Here is a 21,521-nt window from a genome sequence, read left to right as displayed (position 1 = left end):
TTTCCACTCCTTTGAGAAAGGCTCCTTAAAAAGAAGCCTTTCTATCATGATCCAACTTTTTTGCGAGTCGTTCTGGTTTTTGGTTTAACAGAAGAAGTCTGATCAGTACCTGTTGGTGCTTCAGCTTCAGCTTTAGCTTTTGGTTTTGGTTTTGCATTTCCTTTAGGTACTGATGCTTTCTTTTGGGCTCCTGTTTCCTTCGATTTAGTTCGTTCAATACTCGCTTGTAAGGCACTCATTAAGTCAACAACATTTGTCCTTGGGGCTTCTTTTGAGGTGGTTCCTTCGTTATTGTTAACTTTGGATTCGATTAGTTCCATCAGGGCAGTGCGGTATTCATCTTTGTATTTTTCTGGATTGAACTCTGTTGTTAATTGGTCAATCAACATGATTGCGGTATCAAGTTCTTTTTCATTAATATCCACATTTTCGGGAACACCTGGTACATCTCCAACATTGCGAACCTCATCAGGGTAATGAATCGTTTCCATCACAAGGCTATTTTTATAGACGCGTATAATTGCCATTTGTTGCTTTGAACGTATTGTAATTTCGGCGATACCGATTTTTCCTGACTTTTGCAAAGCTTCACGAAGTAGGGCATATGCCTTATTTCCATTTTCACCTGGCCCCATAAAATATGAACGGCTAAAATAGATGGGGTCAATTTCTTCGAGTTTCACAAAATCAATGATTTCAACACTTTTATCTTCATGCTCGTCCTTAAGCTCTTTCAGTTCCTCATCACTTAAAATTACAAATTTGCCTTTCACATATTCATACCCTTTTACAATATCATCATTGCCAATGTCTTTTTCACAATTCGGACAGATTTTTTCATATTGAATGGGAGTATTACATTCCTTATGAAGATTGCGTAGCTTGACATCTTTGTCCTCAGTTGCAGAAAAAAGCTTTATTGGTATATTAACGAGTCCAAAGCTTATTGAGCCTTTCCACATTGTATGCATATGATTTCCAACACTCCTTTTTTGTACTATTATTTCCTTAAACCTAGAGCCTAAATGATGGTAATATAAACCTTCCAAAAAACACAAAGATAAATATTTTATTTACCCCCTCAAAAAGAAATATGATAACGTAAACTGTAAATGAGTCAAACATTACAAACGAAAAAGTAAATGTAACTGAAAAGAAATATATGTTACAGAGCCTGTCACCTTTTCAATAAAAGAGTGGTCTTTCGTATTAGTGCCTTTGTAATATTTTTCGCAGGAGCCCTCTGATGTGAAAAATTGTTATTGAATCTCGCTTTCAAATCTTGCTACTATTAACAGATAGTAAAGAGAATTGAGGTGAAACCAGTGCTTAGCCTATTGTTTAAAATTGGAAAACGAAAAAGCACTCTGGAAGAAACCGTTATCGAGATTCAAAATGGAAATCAAACCCTACAAAATAAACTAATTGACGACTATAAACCTTTTATTGCAAAAAATGTGTCTGCAGTTTGTAAACGATATATTAATGAGTCGGATGATGAATTTAGTATCGGACTAATTGCGTTCAATGAGGCGTTAGAAAAATACTCCAAGGAAAAGGGAAGTTCTTTCTTATCTTTTAGTGAACTTCTCATTAAACGAAGAGTCATTGACTTTATTCGTAAAGAAGCACGTGTACGCAATATTAATTTTATCTCGAATGGTGAAACAGATGAGGAAAGTGCACAATCGAAAATTGAGGCTCACCTTTCTGTCGATGATTATCAAAGAAAAGTGGAGCAAGAGCAAAGAAAAGAGGAAATTAAGCATTTTCACAATGTATTGCAGGAATTTGGATTATCATTTCAAGAGTTGCTAGAAATATCACCAAAACATGCAGATGCCAGACTAAATGCGATGTTGGTATCTAAAGCCGTTGTTGAAAATGATGAGCTTAAGTTTACGTTGTTTGAAAAGAAACAACTTCCGATTAAACAGCTCGAATCGAAAGTGTCAGTCAGCCGTAAAACGATTGAGAGAAATCGAAAGTACATTATTGCAATGGCAATCATTTTGTCAGGTGACTATCTCTATTTAAAAGATTATCTAAAAGGGGTGCTCGAAAGTTGAAAAAGGGGATCGTTATGGATGTGAACGATGAATATGTTACGATGCTAACCCCTGAAGGTGAGTTCGTAAAAGCCAACCATATGAAAGAAAGCTACGAAATTGGCGAAGAAATAACCTTTTTTCCAATCAATGAACGAGTAAGCAATACTTCGAAGCAGCGTTTCTTTCAGGTGAAGAAATGGCGTTACGCACTTGCAAGTTCGTTAGTTGCAATTTTGTTATTATCATTATTTATACCTTTTTCACCGCGTAATGAAGTGTATGCCTACATGTCCATTGACATCAATCCAAGCTTTGAGGTTGGGTTAGATGAAAACCTTCGTGTCGTTAGTTTAGAAGCTTTAAACGACGAGGCGAAAAAACTATTGGAATCCATGCCTGATTGGAAAAATAGCACACTAGATTCAATTACAGAAAAAATCATTCAGCATAGTAAAAACAAAGGCTATCTTGAAGATGGGAAGCAAGTGTTGATCACAACCGTTGTAACAGACACACATGATACAGACGTGGATCGTGAACTTGAGCATGGTATCAAAGAAATCAAGGAAGAGTATGAAAAAGAACAGATTGCGGTTACCACTGTAACAAGTACGGTTGAAACAAGAAAGGCTGCTAAGGAAAAGGGCATCTCAACTGGGAAACTTCTAATTGAACAAAACAAGGTTCCAAAACGATTAGAGAAAAAGAAACCCCAACCTGTTGAAAAAAGTAAAGAGAATCAGCAAGCTAACGAGCAAAAAGAGATTAATGAGTTTAAAAATAATAACAAACAGAGGGCCGAAGAAGTTAAGGAAGAGTTAAAAGAGAAAAAAGAACAGATAAAAGAAAAAGTCAAAACAAATATCGAAAACTCCCATATGCCAGACCATATAAAAGATAAAAAATTCGAGAAAATCGAAGAAAATTGGGAAAAGAAACAACAAAAGCAAGAAGAAAAAGAACGGAAAAAAGAAGAGAAGAGACAAATTAAAGAAAAACAAAATCGTGGTAACAGTGATCATAACCGGAATCACAATAATGGTAATAACCACAAAGATAATCATAATTAAAAGCCGAGGAACAATCCTCGGCTTTTATCCATATTATTAAGTTTTTTTACTCGCCTTTTAATTGATGCTGCGCTTGGGAAACTAGGCGTTTTGTAATTTCTCCGCCTACAGAACCATTTGACCGTGACGCTGTATCTGAACCAAGCTTGACACCGAATTCTTGGGCAATTTCAAATTTAATTTGATCTAAAGCTTGCTCAATTCCTGGAACAAGCAATTTATTGCTACTTCTAGCCATCTATCTCACTCCTTTTAAAATATAGCACAACGTATAATTCGTTGTATATTTAGTATGAGAAGATAATTAATTTCAATACTGGAAATGCATACTAATGAAACGTTTACAGGCAAATTTTTAAACAAAAAGACTTTTAATGTGGTAAATAATTCTTTATGATAGAGGGAAAGATTTCAGATACATGTAAGGAATGAAGGAAATGTGGAAGAGAATAAATTTGTATATCAATGAGCTTACACCAGCTCAATTAATTTTTGCGTTCTATCTTTTGGCTGTTACGATTTCTGTGATTTTACTAAGCCTTCCATTTGCCATAAAAGAAGGGGTACATGTATCCTTTATTGATACGTTATTTACAGCAGCAAGTGCTGTTAGTGTAACAGGGCTAAGTGTGATATCAATTAAAGATACATACACTGTAGGAGGAATTTTTATTTTGATTTTTGTTCTACAGGTTGGCGGTATCGGTATTATGACGATGGGGACTTTCTTCTGGTTATTATTTCGTCGAAAAATTGGGTTGCGAGAAAGACGATTAATCATGGTTGACCAGAATCAGTCACAGCTCTCAGGCTTAGTGAACCTACTTAAGCAGATCATCATCATAATGGTTGGCATTGAGTTCTTTGGTAGTTTGATTTTAGGCCTATACTTTATGCCGTACTTTAATACGTGGCAGGAAGCATTTATTCATGGTGTTTTTGCAGCTGTAAGTGCAACGACAAATGCAGGGTTTGACATAACTGGCCAATCATTAATGCCGTATGCAAATGATTATTTTGTCCAATTTATTACGGTTATTTTAATCATTTTAGGTGCGATAGGGTTTCCTGTGTTAGTTGAATTAAAAGATTTTCTCCTAAATAAAAAAGGACGATATCGTTTTTCATTATTTACGAAGTTAACAACGGTTACCTTTTTATCGTTGGTTGTTTTTGGTACGTTCCTCATTTTATTATTGGAATTTAATCATTTCTTTAAAGGGATGACCTGGCATGAAACTTTCTTCTATTCTTTGTTCCAGTCGGTTACAACAAGAAGTGCTGGCTTAGCAACGATGGATGTAAATCAATTTACAGAGCCCACTCTCCTATTTCTAGGTGCAATGATGTTTATCGGGGCATCTCCAAGTTCTGTTGGAGGGGGAATCCGTACAACGACGTTTGCAATTAATATATTGTTTTTATTCAATTTCGCAAGAGGAAATAAATCGATTAAAATTTTTAAACGTGAAATTCACGAAGAAGATATTCGAAAATCATTGATTGTCACGATATTTGCATTTTTCACTTGTTTTGCTTCTGTTTTTATTTTGTCAATTACAGAAAATTTTACGTTTACACAAATTTTCTTTGAAGTCGCTTCGGCATTTGGAACATGTGGGTTATCAATGGGGATCACGCCTGATTTAAGTACTTTTGGTAAACTTCTCATTATGTTACTCATGTTTATCGGAAGGGTAGGAATCTTGAATTTCATCTTCATCATCGGAAAAAAAGGAAAAGATGTAAACTACCACTACCCGAAAGAAAGACTTATTATCGGATAATGAAGAGCGCATCATCAGGTCTCGATAAGAACTAGATCTTGATATGGTTAAGAGCCCCTTTGGGTGCTCTCAGAGTGTAGACAAAGTCAGTGCTGACTTTGTCTACACGAATTTTTAAGGATATCTAAATTTTAATTCAAGTCCTAGACTGTCTTGAAGGCGCTTGTCAGGCAAGCAACGCAGTATGCGAGCGTTTGTCAACAGTCTGAGAGCACCCTTTGGGTGCTCTTTTTATTAGTCTTTACCATAGCTTGTATCTTTTGATGGGTGCATGAAAGGGGCACCTTTAGGCTGTCTTTTACTCTCAAGCAGTTCTCGGTTTTCGGTTGTGTTCCAACCGATATCGTTTGTTGGATGAACCCATTCGTCTCCAGCCATAATCTCCGGATCCACTTCATCACTCCAATTATTAAGGGGTGAATTAGGTGAATCATAGAAGCTATCTCCAATAACCACTCCATGTTCATTGATAAAAGGCTCTTGCATTTTAATTCCTGTACCTTTGAAGGACGGTGCTGAAATTTGGTGGGGCATTGTTTCATCTATTATCGGTGATTCAATTTTATCAGATTTCTTTTTCTTCTTTGTCATTTTGACACACCTCACATATCAATCTTTACGTTAGTGTTTGCAACAAAAAGAAAATTATATGTGGAGAGGGAATTAAGAGGAGGATTTTACCATTTATGTACAGAACAGTCCTGGAGAAACTATAGAGAAAAGGGGGTAAGAACATGAAACGTAAAGTGAAATTTGATGCAGCGAAAAAGAGTAATTTTACACCTACTGAGAGTATGCCCGATACCGAATTTTCAGCAGAGGCAGATTATGAAAACCCGATGAAGGGTGCGAATCGCAATTCAAAAAAAGGAAATAGTACTGGTGAATAAGACAATCCAGCTAGAAAATAGAAAAAGAGTCAGCAGATGCTGACTCTTTTTTATGATACCTTACGTGAAAAAACTTTTGCCTGGCGCGCAATTGGGTCAAAATAAACAAGTAAATACGTATCTTGTTGATGAATTTCACCAGTTCGTTTATAGGCTTCAAGGTCAAATGGTATTTTTTCAACGACAGAATGTTTGTACAAATCTTTTTCTTGAAGTTGTAACTTACTGAACTCCTCGCCTAAGGCATCTGGGTTCTCCTCAATCTCCTTATAAAAGTTCGTTCGATCTTCCTTGCTAACAAGGTCTTCCCACCATGGTTTACGGGGTTTGTACTTTTGATTTCGTAAGTAATCATATTTCATAATGGCCTTAATCGTTGGAAGTTGCTGTTGGTTGGTTGCCTGAAGAAATTCATAAAGGCGTTTGAACAAATCCTCCAGTTGGTGGCCAATTCGTGACCAACCACGTTCATCCCAAAACGTTCCAAAGTCTTGGAAGAAATCAAATGGCGTATCAAAACTATGGGTTACCAAAAACTCCACAGTCTCATTCATACGATGATCATTCCAGTATTTTTCAAGGACGTCTTCGACCTGCTTTATCCTCGTAATATCATCAAAGCTTAATACATTGTTCCCGAGAATTTCATATGGTGAATGATCCATATAAATGTAATCATGTTCAGCCGCACGAATACGTACACCAGTACCACGAAGCATTTTTAAAAAACCTAGCTGTAATTCTTCAGGACGCATCTCAAAAACATCATTAAACGTTTGTCGGAAGGATTGATAATCTTCTTCTGGAAGACCAGCAATTAAGTCCAAATGCTGATCAATTTTTCCTCCTTCTTTTACCATCATGACAGTTCGTTGTAATTTCGAGAAATTTTGCTTTCTTTTCACCAATTCGTTTGTCAAATCATTTGTTGATTGAACTCCAATTTCAAAGCGGAACAGCCCAGCAGGTGCATTTTTGTTTAAAAAATCAATGACTTCAGGTCGCATAATATCTGCCGTTATTTCAAATTGAAAGACTGTGCCTGGACGATGTTCGTCAATTAAAAATTGAAACATTTCCATTGCATAACTTCTACTAATATTAAATGTACGGTCTACAAATTTAATCGTTTTGGCCCCCTGATCCATTAAAAACCGAATATCGTCTTTAATTTTCTCGCGGTCAAAATAGCGAACACCTACTTCAATAGAGGAGAGGCAAAACTGACAGTTAAATGGACAGCCACGACTAGTCTCAATATACGTCACACGCTTTGATAGGTGTGGTATATCTTCTTCAAATCGAAATGGTGATGGTAATTCCTTTAAATTTAGTTTATTTCGTTGTGGATTCATCTTCAATTTGCCGTCTTTTTGGAAAGCTACACCACTGACTTCATCCGTACTCTTACCATCGCGAATCGCAGTAAGTAAATCCTTAAAGGTTTCTTCACCCTCACCAACGACGATAAAATCGACCTCAGGAATACGCTCCAACCATTCATATACATCATAGGTAACTTCGGGGCCACCTAGAATGATGATTAATTCGGGGTTTATTTTTTTTAGCATTTTAATCACTTTAATGGTTTCTTCAATGTTCCAAATATAACAACTGAAGCCGATTATATCCGGCTTTTTTTGATACAAATCCGTCACGATGTTCATTGCTGGATCTTTAATCGTGTATTCAGCAAGCATTACATCAAATTCAGGTGCGGCATATGCTTTTAAATACCGAATAGATAGACTTGTATGGATATACTTTGCATTTAATGTACTAACTACAATATTCATTCTCTTGCTCCTTATTCTTTCGATTAACTAATATATTTTACCACAGGAAGATAGTCGCACCAAATTTACTATTTAAATTTGCAGAATTTATTTCAAAATCCGACAATTTACACTATAATAAGGTGTATTGAAAGCGGTTTAATAGAAAGAGTCAAAAATAGAGAAGCAGTTCGGTAAAGGGGGAAATAGATTGAAGGGGTCAAAGAGAAAAAAAGGGGAAAACACGGTGCGCAAAAAGTCACGACTAAAACTATCTGCATGGTGGTTCAACTTAAAGATTGGATATAAATTTGGAGTAGGTTTTACACTTACTATCGTACTATTTTGTATTTCAGCACTTATTATTTTCATTCAACTCTTCAATGTTAGTAACGAAATGAAAGAAATGAAAAAGAACGGTGAGAAGTCGATTCTCATCTCCGAGATTTCAAATGTTTTTAACCAGCTTGGTAGTGAAATAAGCATTTACATACAAGATAGAAATGGAAAACATGTAACAGCATTCCAAGATTTAAGTAAGCAATATGACGAAATATCAGAGGGACTTAAACCTGGTCTTAGCACATTAGAGCTTCAGCTTTATAACAAAGTGGGTGAAAATAAGCACCAGCTTACTACTTTATTTGATGAAAAAGTTTTTCCTGCTGTTTTATCATCGGATAAATTAAGTTCAATTGAGGCAAGCCAGGAGGCCGATCAAATCATTAAGGATACGGTTAGACAATTAGAGCAGCTAAGATCCAACATGAAGATTAAAACGGACGCTTCTGTATCAGCTGCAAATTCGAATGTGTCTGGAACGATTGTTGTTTTACTTGTTTCAATTGTGGTATCAACCATTATTGCCATCTTGAGTCTTGTTATAATAGGTCGAAGCATTGGAAAACAGCTTAAAAATGTAGTGAAAGTTTCAAATCGGATTGCCGAAGGAAACCTTGATGTTGAAGCTATTGAAGTAAAAGGGCAGGATGAGGTTGGGTTGTTGAGCAACTCATTAAATGTGATGAATGAAAATCTTCGTTCGATGATTCGTGAAATTTCAAATGTGTCTAATCAGGTGACATCAAAAAGCTCAGAATTAATGATTTCATCTAGCGAAGTGAAGGCAGCGAGCCAACAAATTGCTTCGACTGTTCAAGAGCTTTCTACAGGTGCCGAAGAGCAAGCGCATTCTTCTACTCAATTAGCAAAAATGATGGAAGAATATGCTGGAAAAATCCAAACAGCCAATCAAAATGGAAGTCAAGTTAATGAGTCTTCCCAAAATGTTTTAGAGATGACGAAAAAAGGCCATGAATTAATGAACGCTTCAACAGAACAAATGAATAAAATTAACAGCATCATGGAGTTTTCAGTGGAAAAGGTCAAAGGACTTGATGAACAAACAAAGCAAATCTCAACCCTTGTTAAGGTAATCCGTGATATTGCCGATCAAACAAATCTTTTAGCACTCAACGCAGCAATTGAAGCTGCACGTGCTGGGGAGCATGGGAGAGGATTCGCTGTTGTAGCAGATGAAGTCCGTAAGCTCGCAGAACAAGTTTCTCATTCAGTCAAAGACATAACTGAAATTGTTAACAGCATTCAAAAGAATCCAATTCTGTTGCTCAAGGTTTATTAAATGGTTATAGCCAAGTGGATGAAGGAGCTAAGCAAATTAAAGTAACAGGTCAAACGTTTGAGGATATTTATGATGCAGTAACAGTTATGGTTGAACGCATCCAAATGATTTCCGAAAACTTAAGTACAATCGCAAGCAATACTGTTGAGATGAATATTTCAATAGATAATATTGCAGCAGTTTCGGAACAGTCAGCAGCGGGTATCGAACAAACTTCTGCATCGGTCCAACAAACAAACAGTTCAATGGAAACAATTTCAGATCACTCAGAACTACTTTCAGATTTAGCAAGCAGGTTAAACACAATGATTAGTAAATTCAAACTATAAGAAGGTTGGCCAGTACTCTAAGATGGGTGCTGGTTTTCCTTTTTACACTATAGGCATACCAAAATGTAATAAGGTCTTGTAAAATATATAAGAGAGAGAAGGGAGCGTTGTACGATGTATAAATATAGTGAAATGCAAACCAATATTTTCGGGACAATCTATATTCTTGCGGGCGAAACAGAATTACTTGATATCTCATTATCTGAGGATGACTGGGCAGGGGTTAGAGAAAAGTATGATCCAACATATGCACCAGATGATAAGGTCCTTGTTGAAATAAAAAAACAACTAGAACAATATTTTAATGGCGAACGAAAAACCTTTAGCTTTCCAATCAAGTTTAGCGGGACTTCGTTTCAAGAGAAGGTTTGGAATGAACTATTGAATATTCCATACGGGGAAACTCGTTGTTATGCAGATATTGCAAATGCGATTGATAATCCAAAAGCCGTTCGTGCAGTCGGACAAGCTAATCGTAAAAATCCGATTCCAATTGTTGTTCCGTGTCACCGTGTTATCGGAAAGGACAAATCATTAACAGGATATTCTGGCACAAGAACTGACCTAAAAGAAAAACTATTGGAATTGGAAGGCGTATTTTGATCAGGTAGACTGTATTGATTTTTGCTAGAATCGATAGAACTGAAATAAAATCGAGAGGATCCAATTAAATCGTTTGAACAAACATAAAATCGATAGACATGCATAATCAGAAAAAATCCAGTGTGCCTCACACTGGATTTCCTCAACAACCACCTATTTTTCAAACAAACTCTTAATCTCTGACTGTAGATCTCCTTGTAGAATTCCTTTTTCTGTAATAATGGCTGTAATTAGTTTATTTGGTGTGACATCAAATGCTGGATTGTACACTTGAACACCTTCTGGAGCGATACGAACTCCATTTACATGTGTAACTTCCTCAGGATTTCGTTCCTCAATCGGGATGTCCTTCCCACTTTCTAGGGACACATCAAACGTAGATAGAGGTGCAGCAACATAAAAAGGAATTCCGAAAGTATTCGCTAAGATTGCCAAATTAAAAGTCCCAATCTTATTAGCAGTATCGCCGTTTGCGGTAATTCTGTCAGCACCTACGATGATAGCATCTATTCCTTTTTCTGCAATCGTGTGAGCGGCCATATTGTCTGTAATAAGAGTCACATCTATACCAGACTGTAAAAGCTCCCATGTTGTAAGCCTGGCCCCTTGTAGTACAGGTCTTGTTTCTGAAGCATAGACTTCAAGATTTATACCATGTTGTGCTGAAAGATGAAATGGGGCAAGGGCTGTTCCATAACGTGCTGTTGCTATTGAGCCTGCATTACAAATGGTTAATACTTTAAATCCATCTTTGAATAAAGTAAGTGCATTTTCACCAATTTGGCGGCAGACTTCTTCATCCTCTGCCTGAATACGAATTGCTTCATGGATAAGGTTTGTTTTTGCTTCATTGACAGACGTTGAATCTTCTATACTCCCAACCAGACGATTTAACGCCCAAATTAAATTGACAGCAGTCGGACGTGAACTTGCCAAATATTCTTTATCAGAATGAAGTTTTATTTTAAAATCCTGAAGTGAGGTTTCCTCATAATCCTTAGCAGACAGAGCTAATCCATAGGCAGCTGTAATCCCAATCGCAGGGGCTCCTCGTACTTTTAAAGAGGTAATGCTTTCCCACACGTCCTCAATTGTAAAAAGGTCGATAAACACAGTCTCTAATGGAAGCTTTGTCTGGTCTAAAAGTGTAAGATGTGTTTCATGCCATTGAACGGATTGTGGAACTTTTTTTGTGTATGTCATGATGTCACTCCTTTGCTGTTTTATCTACATAGTTTCGTAGAGTTGGAAGTTCGTTAATGGACTTACGGTCACGAATTAACTCTTTTCCTAGACGAAGAGCATGCTGTTTCGTTGCGATTTTTCGGTCAAAGTTTTCAATGGTATCTAAATCAGCAACATGTGCAAGCCCGATTGTTCTTCGAATGACTTCACATCCAGCAAAACCAATTGAGTCTTCAAATGTCTGTTCGAGGACATATTTTAAATAACCTTCTGTATCGCGGTACAAGTCTACAGCGTCATTTTTCCAAGCTTGCGAAAAGGTTGCTGAAAACACATCCCATGTATTTTCGATATGTTTATAAAGGGGTTCCCGGTTATTGGTATCCCTTGAAATGGCATTTAATAATAAATTTGCAATAAATTGACCAAGATCAAAACCTAACGGGCCAAAGTAGGCAAATTCAGGATCAATTACCTTTGTTTCAGTTTCGCTAGCGAATATACTCCCTGTATGTAAATCGCCGTGTAGTAAAGCGTCAGCTTGGGTTAAGAACTTTTGCTTTAACTTTGCAACCTCAAGCTTTAACAATTGGTCGTTCCAAATTTGTTCAACATCATGTTGAAGTTCGTCTTCAAAGCTATTTGTATCGATATTGAAAAATGGATCAGTGAAAACAAGATCCTCGGTTATTTTACAAAGATCAGGGTTAATAAATTTTTGCACCGCTAGTTTTTTCTTTGTTGGATCTATTCCAAAGTCTGAAGTATAAAACAATGTTTTCGCTAAATATGTTCCGATGTGCTCTGATAAAAGAGGGAAGTTTTTACCTTCAATCAATCCAGCTCTTGCGATTTGTAAATGGGAGAGATCTTCCATCACAGTAATGGCTAGTTGCTCATCTGAATAAAAAACCTTAGGTACAAGTGTTGGCACATAATCGGCTGCTGCCAATAGTGCATTTGCTTCAATCGTTGCACGCTTTAGTGATAACGGCCAACTTTCTCCAACCACTTTTGCATATGGTAAAGCTTGCTTAATGATGATTCCTTTGTCGGCATCTTCATCTGTAATGTGGAAAACTAGATTTAAATTCCCATCACCAATTTCCTTGCATCTTAATACTGATCTTTCTGTAAATAAACCTAAGCGAGTAGCCAAAGCCACGGCGGTGCTTTCTGTTAGTGGTTCATAAATTGCTTGATGTGAAATTGCCATTTTATCTTCCTCCAAAAAGTGTAGTCTGTCATTTGGAGGCTTTTCTACTAACAAAAAAGCCTCTTTTCATTAGAAAGAGGCTTGAAGACACGTCTTCTCACCTCTTATCTGCCAGGAAGTAGTATACTTCCTGTTGGAATTAGCACCGTGCCTTATGGGGGGATTCCCGGCGCTATAAATAGCGCCCCACCTTGCGATGGAATTACGGTCGGTTGCTGGGCTTCATCGGGCCAAGTCCCTCTGCCTGCTCTTGATAAGAGATCAACTTTAACGATATTTAATTAATTATTTGTTAATACTGAAAAGAATCATATCAGCGAAAACACATAATTGTCAATATATTTTCTATTTTTCTATTGATAAAAAGTAGGGCGACGATCCTGGAAGATAGGAATTTGCTTTCTCACCTCTTGAACTTTCGTAAGGTCGATTTCTCCGACTAAGGTTGAGCTTTTACTACCTGCTTCAGCAATAATTGTTCCCCAAGGATCAATAATCATCGAATGACCGCCAAATACGTTATCTGGATTACTTCCAACACTGTTACAAGCAACGACATAGCATTGATTTTCAATAGCTCGACTTAGGAGTAATGTGCGCCAATGCTCAAGGCGTGGGAGAGGCCATTCTGCAACAACGAATAAAATTTCTGCTCCGCTCGTTGTATGTGCGCGAATCCATTCTGGGAAACGAATATCATAGCAGATGACTCCTGCAGCAGGCACATTTTCTATTATGAAATTCCCTTTTTTCTCGCCTGCCTGTAAATATAAATGCTCATCCATAAGCTTAAATAGATGAAGTTTGCTATATTCACTAGCGATTTCCCCGTCCCGGTTAAAAACAAACATAGTGTTGGTTACGCCAGATTCTGTCTTTTTAGCGATTGAGCCGGCTATGATATTAACAGAATATTTTTTTGCCAAGTTTTTTATAAATGCTTTCGTTTCTTCCCCGTTATCGTCGGCAATCTCGTCTAATCTAGTTAAATCATATCCAGTCGTCCACAGCTCCGGTAGAATGATAATATCTGGGTTGTCCTGTTTCATTGTTTGTTCGATTTCTTTAGATACGCGTTCAAAATTTACTTGCGGTTTCCCGAATTGAATATCATACTGAATACATGCAATTTTTAGATTCATTTGGGGCCTCCTAACGAAAATGATACTTTTCAAGTGAGTTCAAAAAATCACTGGACTTTTTGAACATCCTCTTTACAAGTTAACTTTAACAATATATGATTTTAGACTAGAATTTCAAGTATTTTGAAGAAGGTGTAGATATGAAAAATTTCCAACAATCTGAAATCCTACAGAATTTACCAAAACAGTTTTTTGCTTCACTTGTGGCAAAAGTAAACAAAGTCGTTGCCGAGGGGCATGATGTAATAAATCTAGGGCAAGGGAATCCAGACCAACCAACCCCTCAACATATAGTTGAAGCATTGAAAAAGGCAACGGATGAGCCAAAGTTTCACAAATATTCTCCGTTTCATGGCCATGCTTTTTTAAGGAAAGCAGCGGCAGACTTTTACCAACGTGAATATGGAGTTGAACTTGATCCAGAAACTGAAGTTGCAGTTTTATTCGGAGGAAAGGCTGGATTGGTCGAGATTCCACAATGTCTATTAAATCCGGGTGATGTCGCATTGGTTCCAGATCCTGGTTATCCTGATTACTGGTCAGGTGTTGAACTTGCCAGAGCAGAAATGGAATATATGCCTTTAAAAGAGGAAAATAATTTTTTACCGGATTATTCAGAGATCAATCACGAGAAACTTGAAAAAGCAAAAGTAATGTTTTTGAACTATCCCAATAACCCAACAGGGGCTGTTGCAACAAAAGAATTTTTCGAAAAGACAATCTCTTTTGCGAAGGAGCATGATATTTGTGTGGTCCATGACTTTGCATATGGTGCGATTGGATTTGAAGGGAAAAAGCCAATAAGCTTTTTAGAAATGGATGGCGCAAAAGATATTGGAATTGAAATTTACACACTTTCTAAAACGTATAATATGGCGGGGTGGAGAGTTGGTTTTGCGGTTGGCAATAAGAGCGTAATTGAAGCCATAAATCTCATTCAAGACCATATGTATGTAAGTTTGTTCAGTCCGATACAAGTGGCGGCCGCAGTCGCACTAACAGAATCACAGGATTGTGTACAAGAACTAGTGGATAAATACGAATCCAGACGTAATGCTTTCATAGGCGCACTTCAAGAATTAGGTTGGAATGCAAAAGCGCCTGAAGGCTCATTTTTTGCGTGGCTCCCAGTACCTGAAGGGTATACATCCGTTAGCTTTGCAGATTTATTACTAGAAAAAGCACATGTTGCGGTTGCACCTGGAATCGGGTTTGGCGAATATGGTGACCGGTTTGTTCGTGTTGGACTATTAACCGATGAAGAAAGACTAGTTGAAGCAGCAAATCGGATTAAGAAATTAAATCTATTTTAAAATTAAAAAATGTTTGACAAGAAAAATATTTCCTGTCATAATCCTAATTAAATTTCGTTTCGAAAAAAGTAAATAAGGTTGAGCAGCTGTAAGCAAAGCTCAACAATCTAAATAAATCTATTTTCTTATTAAGAGCAGGTGGAGGGACTAGCCCAATGAAGCCCGGCAACCGACTTACAAAATGTGAGCACGGTGCTAATTCTTGCAGCGTTTAGCTGAGAGATAAGAAGATGTTAGTTTGCTAACCTCTTCTTATGAAGAGGTTTTTTCTTTTTTGGAATATTTGTTGAAATGAGGGTTAAATCATGAGTGAAGTGATTGCTACATATTTGGTGCATAACAGCAGTGGCAACTTAGAGAAAAAAGCAGAAGGCATTGCACTTGGCTTAACAGTTGGATCCTGGACGAATTTACCAAAGCTAGAGCAAGATCAGTTAAAAAAGCATAAGGGAAGAGTCGTAAGTGTTGATCAAGTAGGCACCGACAATAGAGCAAGTCATTATCTAGGAAAACAAGTCAAAAAGGGAATAATCAAAATTGCCTATCCTAGCGTAAATTTTAGTGCAGATCTACCTGCCGTTTTAACGACCACCTTTGGCAAACTCTCTTTAGACGGGGAAGTAAAGCTACTAGACTTAGAGTTTTCTAGTGAAGTAAAATCCGCATTTCCAGGACCAAAATTCGGAATAAATGGCATCAGAGAAAAACTAGGAGTGTTTGATCGCCCTCTCGTTATGAGCATTTTTAAAGGGGTGATTGGAAGGGATATTGAGTACCTCAAGGAACAGCTTCGTGAGCAGGTTCTTGGCGGTGTGAATATCATCAAGGATGATGAAATCCTCTTTGAAAACCAGTTAACACCCTTTGAAACAAGAATTACTGAGGGCAGAAAAGTACTAGACGAAGTATACAGGGAATGCGGACATCGAGCGCTTTATGCAGTGAATCTAACGGGAAGAACCTTTGACCTAAAGGAAAAAGCAAGAAAGGCAGTTAAACTCGGTGCTGATCTTTTATTGTTCAACGTATTTGCTTACGGAATCGATGTGCTTCAAAGTTTAGCGGAGGATCCACAAGTTTCGATTCCGATTATGGCTCACCCAGCAGTTAGTGGAACTCTTACGCCATCTGAGTTTTACGGATTTTCAAATAAACTATTACTAGGAAAATTGCTTAGATATGCCGGGGCAGACCTTGTCTTGTTCCCGTCACCATATGGAAGTGTTGCCCTAGAAAGAGAACAAACGTTGGCAATTGCAACAGAATTAACAAAAACGGATGAGCAATTTAAACCGTCATTTCCCGTTCCATCAGCGGGTATCCATCCTGGCTTAGTCCCGTTGCTTATAAATGACTTTGGTCAAGACAGTGTGATAAATGCAGGTGGCGGTGTTCATGGACATCCAGACGGAGCAATTGGTGGTGGAAAAGCTTTTCAGTCTGCAGTTGATGCAGTCCTATCAGGAAAGACACTTGTTGAATTTGCAAAAAATAGCCCTGAGCTTAAAAAGGCAATTGAATTATGGGGATACAAAGAGGTATAGAGATGAACAAACCAATTATATTCTGTGATTTTGATGGAACAATCACAAACACCGATAACATTATTGCCATTATGAGAAAATTTGCTCCGCTAGGTTGGGAGGAAATCAAAGATCAAGTTCTTTCCCAAGCAATCCCGATACAAGAAGGTGTGAGTAAGATGTTTTCCCTTTTGCCTTCTGCGATGAGGGAAGAAATTACAGAATATATTTTAAATCACGCTGAAATTCGGAATGGTTTTAAAGAATTTGTTGCATTTACAAAAGAACAAGAAATACCACTCTACATTGTTAGTGGCGGAATTGACTTTTTTGTAGAACCCTTGCTTGAAGGGCTTGTTCCAAAAGAACAAATTTACTGCAACAAATCTGATTTTTCGAATGAGAGAATCACTATTTTATGGCCACATACTTGTGATGAAGAGTGTAATAATGAGTGTGGCTGCTGCAAGCCAACGTTGATTCGAAAACTAGCAAATCAAGATCAGTTTAAAATAGTCATTGGTGATTCAATTACCGATTTAGAGGCAGCAAAGCTTGCTGATAAAGTGATTGCTAGAGATTTTCTTGTTGAAAAATGTAATCAATTAGATATTGAGCATTCACCGTTCCATTCCTTTTTTGATGTCATTGATATTCTTAAAAAGGAGGTTGTGCCTAGTGCTTAAAATCAAACAATGGACTGAGCTTGCGGAAATCAAAGATGAACTCGCAAGCCGGGATTGGTTTATGGGAACAAGTGGAAATCTTGCAATTAAGGTTTCAGATAATCCGATTACATTTTTAGTTACAGCAAGTGGCAAGGATAAGAGAAAAAGAACGGATGAGGACTTTTTACTCGTGGATGGAGCGGGATACCCGGTTGCTCCTACTCATTTAAAGCCATCAGCAGAAACCCTTTTACATGTTGAAATTTATAATAAAACAAATGCTGGCTGCAGTCTCCATATCCATACCGTTGATAACAATGTCATTTCCGAGCTTTATGGTGATAAGGGAGAAGTTGCTTTTAAAGGACAGGAAATTATCAAAGCACTCGGTTTATGGGAAGAGGATGCAGAAATACGAATTCCAATTATTAAAAATGATGCGGACATACCGACTCTTGCTCGAAATTTTAGTGAACATGTTACGGGTGATTTTGGGGCAGTCTTAATTCGTAATCATGGAATTACCGTTTGGGCAAAAAATGCATTTGATGCAAAAAAACATTTAGAGGCATATGAATTTCTATTTAGTTATTATTTAAAATTAGTAGCCTTAAACCCCTTAAGGGTTTAATAAAAAAATTAATGAGGTGGAGAAAATGGCAAATATTCATTTACGTAACACTGGTAAAAGAGTAGAAGGTCAAGAAGAAGTTGCGGCATTCTTACAAAATCAGGGTGTCCTTTATGAGCATTGGAATACTAGTAAACTACCAGCGGAATTAATAGGAAACTGTAAAATCAATGATGAACAAAAAGAGCAAATCTTATCCATTTATGAAGAGGAAATCAAATCCCTTGGTGAGCGCAATGGATATCAAAAATGGGATGTTATTGCATTATCAGATGAAACGCCAAACCTTGAAGAACTTCTAAAGAAATTCGAACAAGTCCATGTTCATACAGAAGATGAAGTACGAGCGATTGTAGCTGGTCATGGAATTTTTGTTATTAAAGGAAGCGGGGAGACAGGATACTTTGATGTGGAATTAGAAGCAGGGGATGTAATTTCTGTACCTGTAGATACTCCACATTTTTTCACTCTAATGGATGATCGTGAAGTTGTCGCAGTTCGTTTATTTATTGATCCAGCTGGGTGGGTCGCACACCCAATCCAGGACCCAGAATTCGCAGCAACTAAGTAAGAACAAAAGGGCTTTATGATAATTGTTCATAAAGCTCTTTTTTTGAGACTGAATAGTAAGAATATTCTTTACTTATAAAGGGGAATATGTTACATTTTTGTTCATTAGAATAGAAACTTTTTGTTGTATATAATATAGGTAGTTGGAAATTCTTCCAAAATAGTGAGGAGTGGAGAACATGAAAATTCGCTACAATTTTGTTCAAAAGTCAGATGTGAAATATTGTGATGACAATTTTACGATTCAACAAGCCCTGCAATTTTTAAACGAAACTGGTTTCCGTTCAGTACCAGTATTATCGAATAATGGTACAACATTTGAAGGTTTGATTTATAAGGTTGATATTCTAGAGTTTTTATACGAAAAAAATGGGGATGCCAATACAAGTGTGTCTGCCCTTGTAGAAAGTAAAGATGCATTCGTTTTCGAGGAAGACTCCTTCTTCAAGACTTTTTTAACGATTCGCCGCTTGCCGTTTATTGCCGTACTGAATGCTGGAAAAGAATTTCAAGGTATTATCACTCATTCAAATGTTATGGATGTCCTAGAAGATTCTTTTGGGATGAAAACAGGTGGGTATACGTTAACCATTGCTACGATTGAACATAAAGGGGCAATTAAAGAACTAGTTTCCTTAATTCGCGATATTAATATTGACGGTATGCTGACGTTAGATAATGGTGAAAAATACCTTCGTCGAATTATTCTAAACCTACCTGGTTCACTTAGTGAGGAAAAGATACAAGAAGTAAAAAGAAAACTGGAAGCAAAAGAATTTCGTGTCACTCATATTGATCGAATCAAATAAGCGAATGTTAGACCTATAGGTGTAGTACCTATAGGTTTTTTTGTGTGAATTAACTGTCGATTCCTGTACTATTTCGGTTGTCGAAAAAAGATGAATTTCGTCTTGGAAGCGATTTCGTACATAAATTTGTAAATTTCTTAAAGAAAATAATGTCTATTTTTGCGAATCTATTTACATAAATAGTAGATTTTGTAATAATTCAAAGAGTAGCAACTGAGGCATGTACCAAAGGTGGTATTGGTTGGCATACGATAGTTGTATGCGGCGTTAGAATTTTCTAACGTTGGAATAAAGGAGTGGAAGTTTTGGAAACCAGACGTGTTGATTACAAACAGATACTATTAGAAGAAATTAATAGAAAAAGAGAAGAAATGATCACTATTGCTAATAGTACGGGGTTTACAAGTAATGAAACAATCGAATGTAGCCAAGAACTTGATGAACTTATAAATATCTATCAACGAGCAGATGCAGCAGAACGAAACCATTCACTTTTTCGTCAGTTTTTAAAGAGAGTCATGTTATTTTTTGCACTTCAAAAAGTCAGCTACAAATCATAAATATATTGGATAAACCAAACAATTCACAACAGTGGGTTGTTTATTTTTTTTTCGGATTGAAGTTTGGGTTTCGCAACTCTAAATGAAGGATCCTGGGCTGGTATATCAGCTGTGATAGGGAAAATGTGTGGAATACTTGCAAGCGGGTGAAACAAGATATCACTGAGATGAAAAACGATAAATGATATACCGCAACCGGGTTAAACGAGCTATCACCGAGTCGAAAAACGATAAATGATATACTGCAACCGGGTTAAACGAGCTATCACCGAGCCGAAAAACGATAAATGATATACCGCAACCGGGTTAAACGAGATAAATAAGTGTGCCCTTAAGGTTAACAAATTCGAAACGGTGAAGTAGAGTATCAAGCACACCAGAATATGCTGATTTATTAAAATGTAACAAACAAAAAAGAGCGCCAAAAGCGCTCTCTGAGTGTAGACAAAGTTAGTACTGATGTTCTCACAATCTATCATGCATTATTCCATTCATTCAATTTTTGATCTGACGGCAATAAGAAGGCCAAGATTCCAAGCAATGGGAGGAAGCCCATCATGATGATGGTTGGTGTTAATCCAATTGCATCGATGATAGAACCAATTGCAACTCCTCCAATTGCCCCCATACCGAAAGCAAGACCGACAATTAGACCTGACATCATTCCGATTTTTCCTGGCATCAATTCTTGACCATAGACAACCGTAACGGAGAAACTGGATAACAGGATAAAACCGATTACCGTTACGAGCACAATCGCAACATGAGGTCCAACAAATGGCAGAATTAGTGCTAACGGTGCAGAACCCAATAATGAAACAATGATAACATTCCTTTTTCCAAACTTATCTGCTAACGGTCCGCCAAAAAAGGTTCCTAATGCACCTGTTGCAAGGAACAAGAAGATGTAAATCTGTGCTTGAGAAATACTATATCCATACTTTTCAATTACATAAAATGAATAAAAATTTGTGATGCTTGACATATACCAAGTACGTGCAAAAACAAACAAGATGAGAACAACTAAGGCGAATTTTATAGACTTTGAGTTTTGTCTAACGGTTGAAACAGTCTTTTTTACTTTCTTTTGAAGTTCAACCGTTTTAAGGGTTTTAGAATACCATCTAGCAATATATACAAGTAAGCCAACGGCCAGTGCAGCAACTAACGAAAACCAAATTGCCCCAAATTGTCCTAGGGGGACTAGAATTAATGCGGTAATTACTGGTGCTAGTGCTTGCCCTGAATTTCCACCAACTTGATAAATGGATTGTGCCAATCCGCGTCGGTTTCCTGCTGCCATATAGGCGACACGGGACCCTTCAGGATGAAAAACGGCAGAACCCACTCCAATTAGTAAAACGGAAAGAATAATAGTTAAAAAGTTTGGTGCGAATGCTAATCCAATGACACCAAAAAAAGTAAAGGTTAACCCAATTGGTAAAGCAAATGGCATCGGTTTTTTATCTGTATACCATCCTACAACAGGTTGGGCAACTGAAGATACAATTTGTAATGCGAACGATATTAATCCTAGTTGTGTAAACGACAATCCCATCGAACGTTCTAAAATAGGAAACATTGCTGGGATAATAGCTTGGATTGAATCATTTAACATGTGACATAACCCAATGATAAATAAAATTCCATAAATCGTTTTCTTTGCATCAACTTCTGAGCTTGTGGCTTGTGTTTTTACTGCGAGCATTTTGTTATTTCCCCTTTATTTCTTTACGTAAGATGTAATTTAAATCCTT

Annotated in this window: 22 protein-coding genes and 2 riboswitches; of the genes, 14 read left to right on the top strand and 8 right to left on the bottom strand. The window is 37.1% G+C overall.

Features of this window, described 5'->3' with window-relative positions:
- Window positions 1–44: 44 nt before the first annotated feature.
- Window positions 45–971, bottom strand: coding sequence for a non-homologous end joining protein Ku (gene ku, locus BTHG_RS06000; RefSeq protein WP_010283280.1), 927 nt, complete (start codon window positions 969–971; stop codon window positions 45–47).
- Between the two features lie 345 nt (window positions 972–1,316).
- Between ku and sigI the strand changes: the two genes are divergently transcribed.
- Window positions 1,317–2,069, top strand: a complete 753-nt coding sequence (sigI, locus tag BTHG_RS05995; protein ID WP_010283279.1) for an RNA polymerase sigma factor SigI — start codon at window positions 1,317–1,319, stop codon at window positions 2,067–2,069.
- Entirely contained in the window at window positions 2,066–3,121 is a 1,056-nt protein-coding gene (locus BTHG_RS05990; RefSeq protein ID WP_010283278.1) for an anti-sigma factor domain-containing protein, read from the top strand. Before sigI ends, BTHG_RS05990 begins: the two co-directional genes overlap by 4 nt.
- Window positions 3,122–3,167: 46 nt before the next feature.
- Here BTHG_RS05990 and BTHG_RS05985 read toward each other — a convergent pair whose 3' ends face one another.
- On the bottom strand, window positions 3,168–3,359 hold the full coding sequence (locus BTHG_RS05985) for an alpha/beta-type small acid-soluble spore protein (protein WP_010283277.1): 192 nt from the start codon (window positions 3,357–3,359) through the stop codon (window positions 3,168–3,170).
- Between the two features lie 199 nt (window positions 3,360–3,558).
- Between BTHG_RS05985 and BTHG_RS05980 the strand changes: the two genes are divergently transcribed.
- Window positions 3,559–4,908, top strand: coding sequence for a TrkH family potassium uptake protein (locus BTHG_RS05980; protein ID WP_026021711.1), 1,350 nt, complete (start codon window positions 3,559–3,561; stop codon window positions 4,906–4,908).
- A gap of 234 nt (window positions 4,909–5,142) precedes the next feature.
- Here BTHG_RS05980 and BTHG_RS05975 read toward each other — a convergent pair whose 3' ends face one another.
- Window positions 5,143–5,499: a DUF3905 domain-containing protein gene (locus tag BTHG_RS05975; protein ID WP_010283275.1), complete on the bottom strand. Its 357-nt coding sequence runs from the start codon at window positions 5,497–5,499 to the stop codon at window positions 5,143–5,145.
- 143 nt (window positions 5,500–5,642) lie between these two features.
- On the opposite strand from BTHG_RS05975, the gene BTHG_RS27015 reads away from it, so the two are divergent.
- Window positions 5,643–5,798, top strand: coding sequence for a hypothetical protein (locus BTHG_RS27015; RefSeq protein WP_010283274.1), 156 nt, complete (start codon window positions 5,643–5,645; stop codon window positions 5,796–5,798).
- A 50-nt stretch (window positions 5,799–5,848) separates the two neighbouring features.
- On the opposite strand, the gene BTHG_RS05965 is transcribed toward BTHG_RS27015, so the two are convergent.
- On the bottom strand, window positions 5,849–7,594 hold the full coding sequence (locus BTHG_RS05965; RefSeq protein WP_010283273.1) for a B12-binding domain-containing radical SAM protein: 1,746 nt from the start codon (window positions 7,592–7,594) through the stop codon (window positions 5,849–5,851).
- A 190-nt stretch (window positions 7,595–7,784) separates the two neighbouring features.
- Between BTHG_RS05965 and BTHG_RS24330 the strand changes: the two genes are divergently transcribed.
- The 3 genes from BTHG_RS24330 to BTHG_RS05955 all read left to right on the top strand — a co-directional run bounded on the left by BTHG_RS24330 (window position 7,785) and on the right by BTHG_RS05955 (window position 10,147).
- Window positions 7,785–9,215, top strand: coding sequence for a methyl-accepting chemotaxis protein (locus BTHG_RS24330; protein WP_010283272.1), 1,431 nt, complete (start codon window positions 7,785–7,787; stop codon window positions 9,213–9,215).
- A gap of 14 nt (window positions 9,216–9,229) precedes the next feature.
- Window positions 9,230–9,544 (top strand): methyl-accepting chemotaxis protein, encoded by a 315-nt coding sequence (locus BTHG_RS27290; RefSeq protein ID WP_010283271.1) that lies wholly within the window; start codon window positions 9,230–9,232, stop codon window positions 9,542–9,544.
- Window positions 9,545–9,658: 114 nt separating this feature from the next.
- A complete protein-coding gene (locus BTHG_RS05955) occupies window positions 9,659–10,147 on the top strand; it encodes a methylated-DNA--[protein]-cysteine S-methyltransferase (RefSeq protein ID WP_010283270.1) in 489 nt (162 codons plus the stop codon).
- A 153-nt stretch (window positions 10,148–10,300) separates the two neighbouring features.
- On the opposite strand, the gene mtnA is transcribed toward BTHG_RS05955, so the two are convergent.
- The 3 genes from mtnA to BTHG_RS05940 form a co-directional block, all read right to left on the bottom strand.
- On the bottom strand, window positions 10,301–11,350 hold the full coding sequence (gene mtnA, locus BTHG_RS05950) for an S-methyl-5-thioribose-1-phosphate isomerase (protein WP_010283269.1): 1,050 nt from the start codon (window positions 11,348–11,350) through the stop codon (window positions 10,301–10,303).
- Between the two features lie 4 nt (window positions 11,351–11,354).
- Complete coding sequence (gene mtnK / locus BTHG_RS05945) at window positions 11,355–12,548, bottom strand: S-methyl-5-thioribose kinase (protein ID WP_010283268.1); 1,194 nt, start codon at window positions 12,546–12,548, stop codon at window positions 11,355–11,357.
- A gap of 101 nt (window positions 12,549–12,649) precedes the next feature.
- Window positions 12,650–12,808, bottom strand: a riboswitch (SAM riboswitch).
- Window positions 12,809–12,901: 93 nt separating this feature from the next.
- Window positions 12,902–13,690 (bottom strand): carbon-nitrogen family hydrolase, encoded by a 789-nt coding sequence (locus BTHG_RS05940; protein WP_010283267.1) that lies wholly within the window; start codon window positions 13,688–13,690, stop codon window positions 12,902–12,904.
- Window positions 13,691–13,830: 140 nt separating this feature from the next.
- Here BTHG_RS05940 and BTHG_RS05935 point away from each other — a divergent pair, with 140 nt between their 5' ends.
- From BTHG_RS05935 to BTHG_RS05905, 7 genes are all read left to right on the top strand, one after another.
- Entirely contained in the window at window positions 13,831–15,003 is a 1,173-nt protein-coding gene (locus BTHG_RS05935; protein ID WP_010283266.1) for a pyridoxal phosphate-dependent aminotransferase, read from the top strand.
- Window positions 15,004–15,125: 122 nt separating this feature from the next.
- A riboswitch (SAM riboswitch) is annotated at window positions 15,126–15,232 on the top strand.
- 76 nt (window positions 15,233–15,308) lie between these two features.
- Entirely contained in the window at window positions 15,309–16,547 is a 1,239-nt protein-coding gene (gene mtnW, locus BTHG_RS05930) for a 2,3-diketo-5-methylthiopentyl-1-phosphate enolase (protein WP_010283265.1), read from the top strand.
- A gap of 2 nt (window positions 16,548–16,549) precedes the next feature.
- Window positions 16,550–17,212 carry a 2-hydroxy-3-keto-5-methylthiopentenyl-1-phosphate phosphatase gene (locus BTHG_RS05925; protein WP_010283264.1) on the top strand — a complete coding sequence of 221 codons (663 nt, stop codon included), beginning with the start codon at window positions 16,550–16,552 and terminating at the stop codon, window positions 17,210–17,212.
- On the top strand, window positions 17,205–17,825 hold the full coding sequence (locus BTHG_RS05920; RefSeq protein ID WP_010283263.1) for a methylthioribulose 1-phosphate dehydratase: 621 nt from the start codon (window positions 17,205–17,207) through the stop codon (window positions 17,823–17,825). Before BTHG_RS05925 ends, BTHG_RS05920 begins: the two co-directional genes overlap by 8 nt.
- A 25-nt stretch (window positions 17,826–17,850) precedes the next feature.
- Entirely contained in the window at window positions 17,851–18,396 is a 546-nt protein-coding gene (locus BTHG_RS05915) for a 1,2-dihydroxy-3-keto-5-methylthiopentene dioxygenase (RefSeq protein ID WP_010283262.1), read from the top strand.
- A 178-nt stretch (window positions 18,397–18,574) separates the two neighbouring features.
- Window positions 18,575–19,204, top strand: a complete 630-nt coding sequence (cbpA, locus tag BTHG_RS05910) for a cyclic di-AMP binding protein CbpA (RefSeq protein ID WP_010283261.1) — start codon at window positions 18,575–18,577, stop codon at window positions 19,202–19,204.
- 305 nt (window positions 19,205–19,509) lie between these two features.
- Window positions 19,510–19,764, top strand: a complete 255-nt coding sequence (locus tag BTHG_RS05905) for an aspartyl-phosphate phosphatase Spo0E family protein (protein ID WP_010283260.1) — start codon at window positions 19,510–19,512, stop codon at window positions 19,762–19,764.
- A 475-nt stretch (window positions 19,765–20,239) separates the two neighbouring features.
- Here BTHG_RS05905 and BTHG_RS05900 read toward each other — a convergent pair whose 3' ends face one another.
- Window positions 20,240–21,472 (bottom strand): MFS transporter, encoded by a 1,233-nt coding sequence (locus BTHG_RS05900; RefSeq protein ID WP_010283259.1) that lies wholly within the window; start codon window positions 21,470–21,472, stop codon window positions 20,240–20,242.
- Window positions 21,473–21,521 lie beyond the last annotated feature (49 nt).

It is taken from the genome of Bacillus timonensis, assembly GCF_000285535.1.
Taxonomy (GTDB): Bacteria; Bacillota; Bacilli; order Bacillales; family Bacillaceae_L; genus Ferdinandcohnia; species Ferdinandcohnia timonensis.
This window is presented reverse-complemented; position numbering and strand designations above follow the sequence as displayed.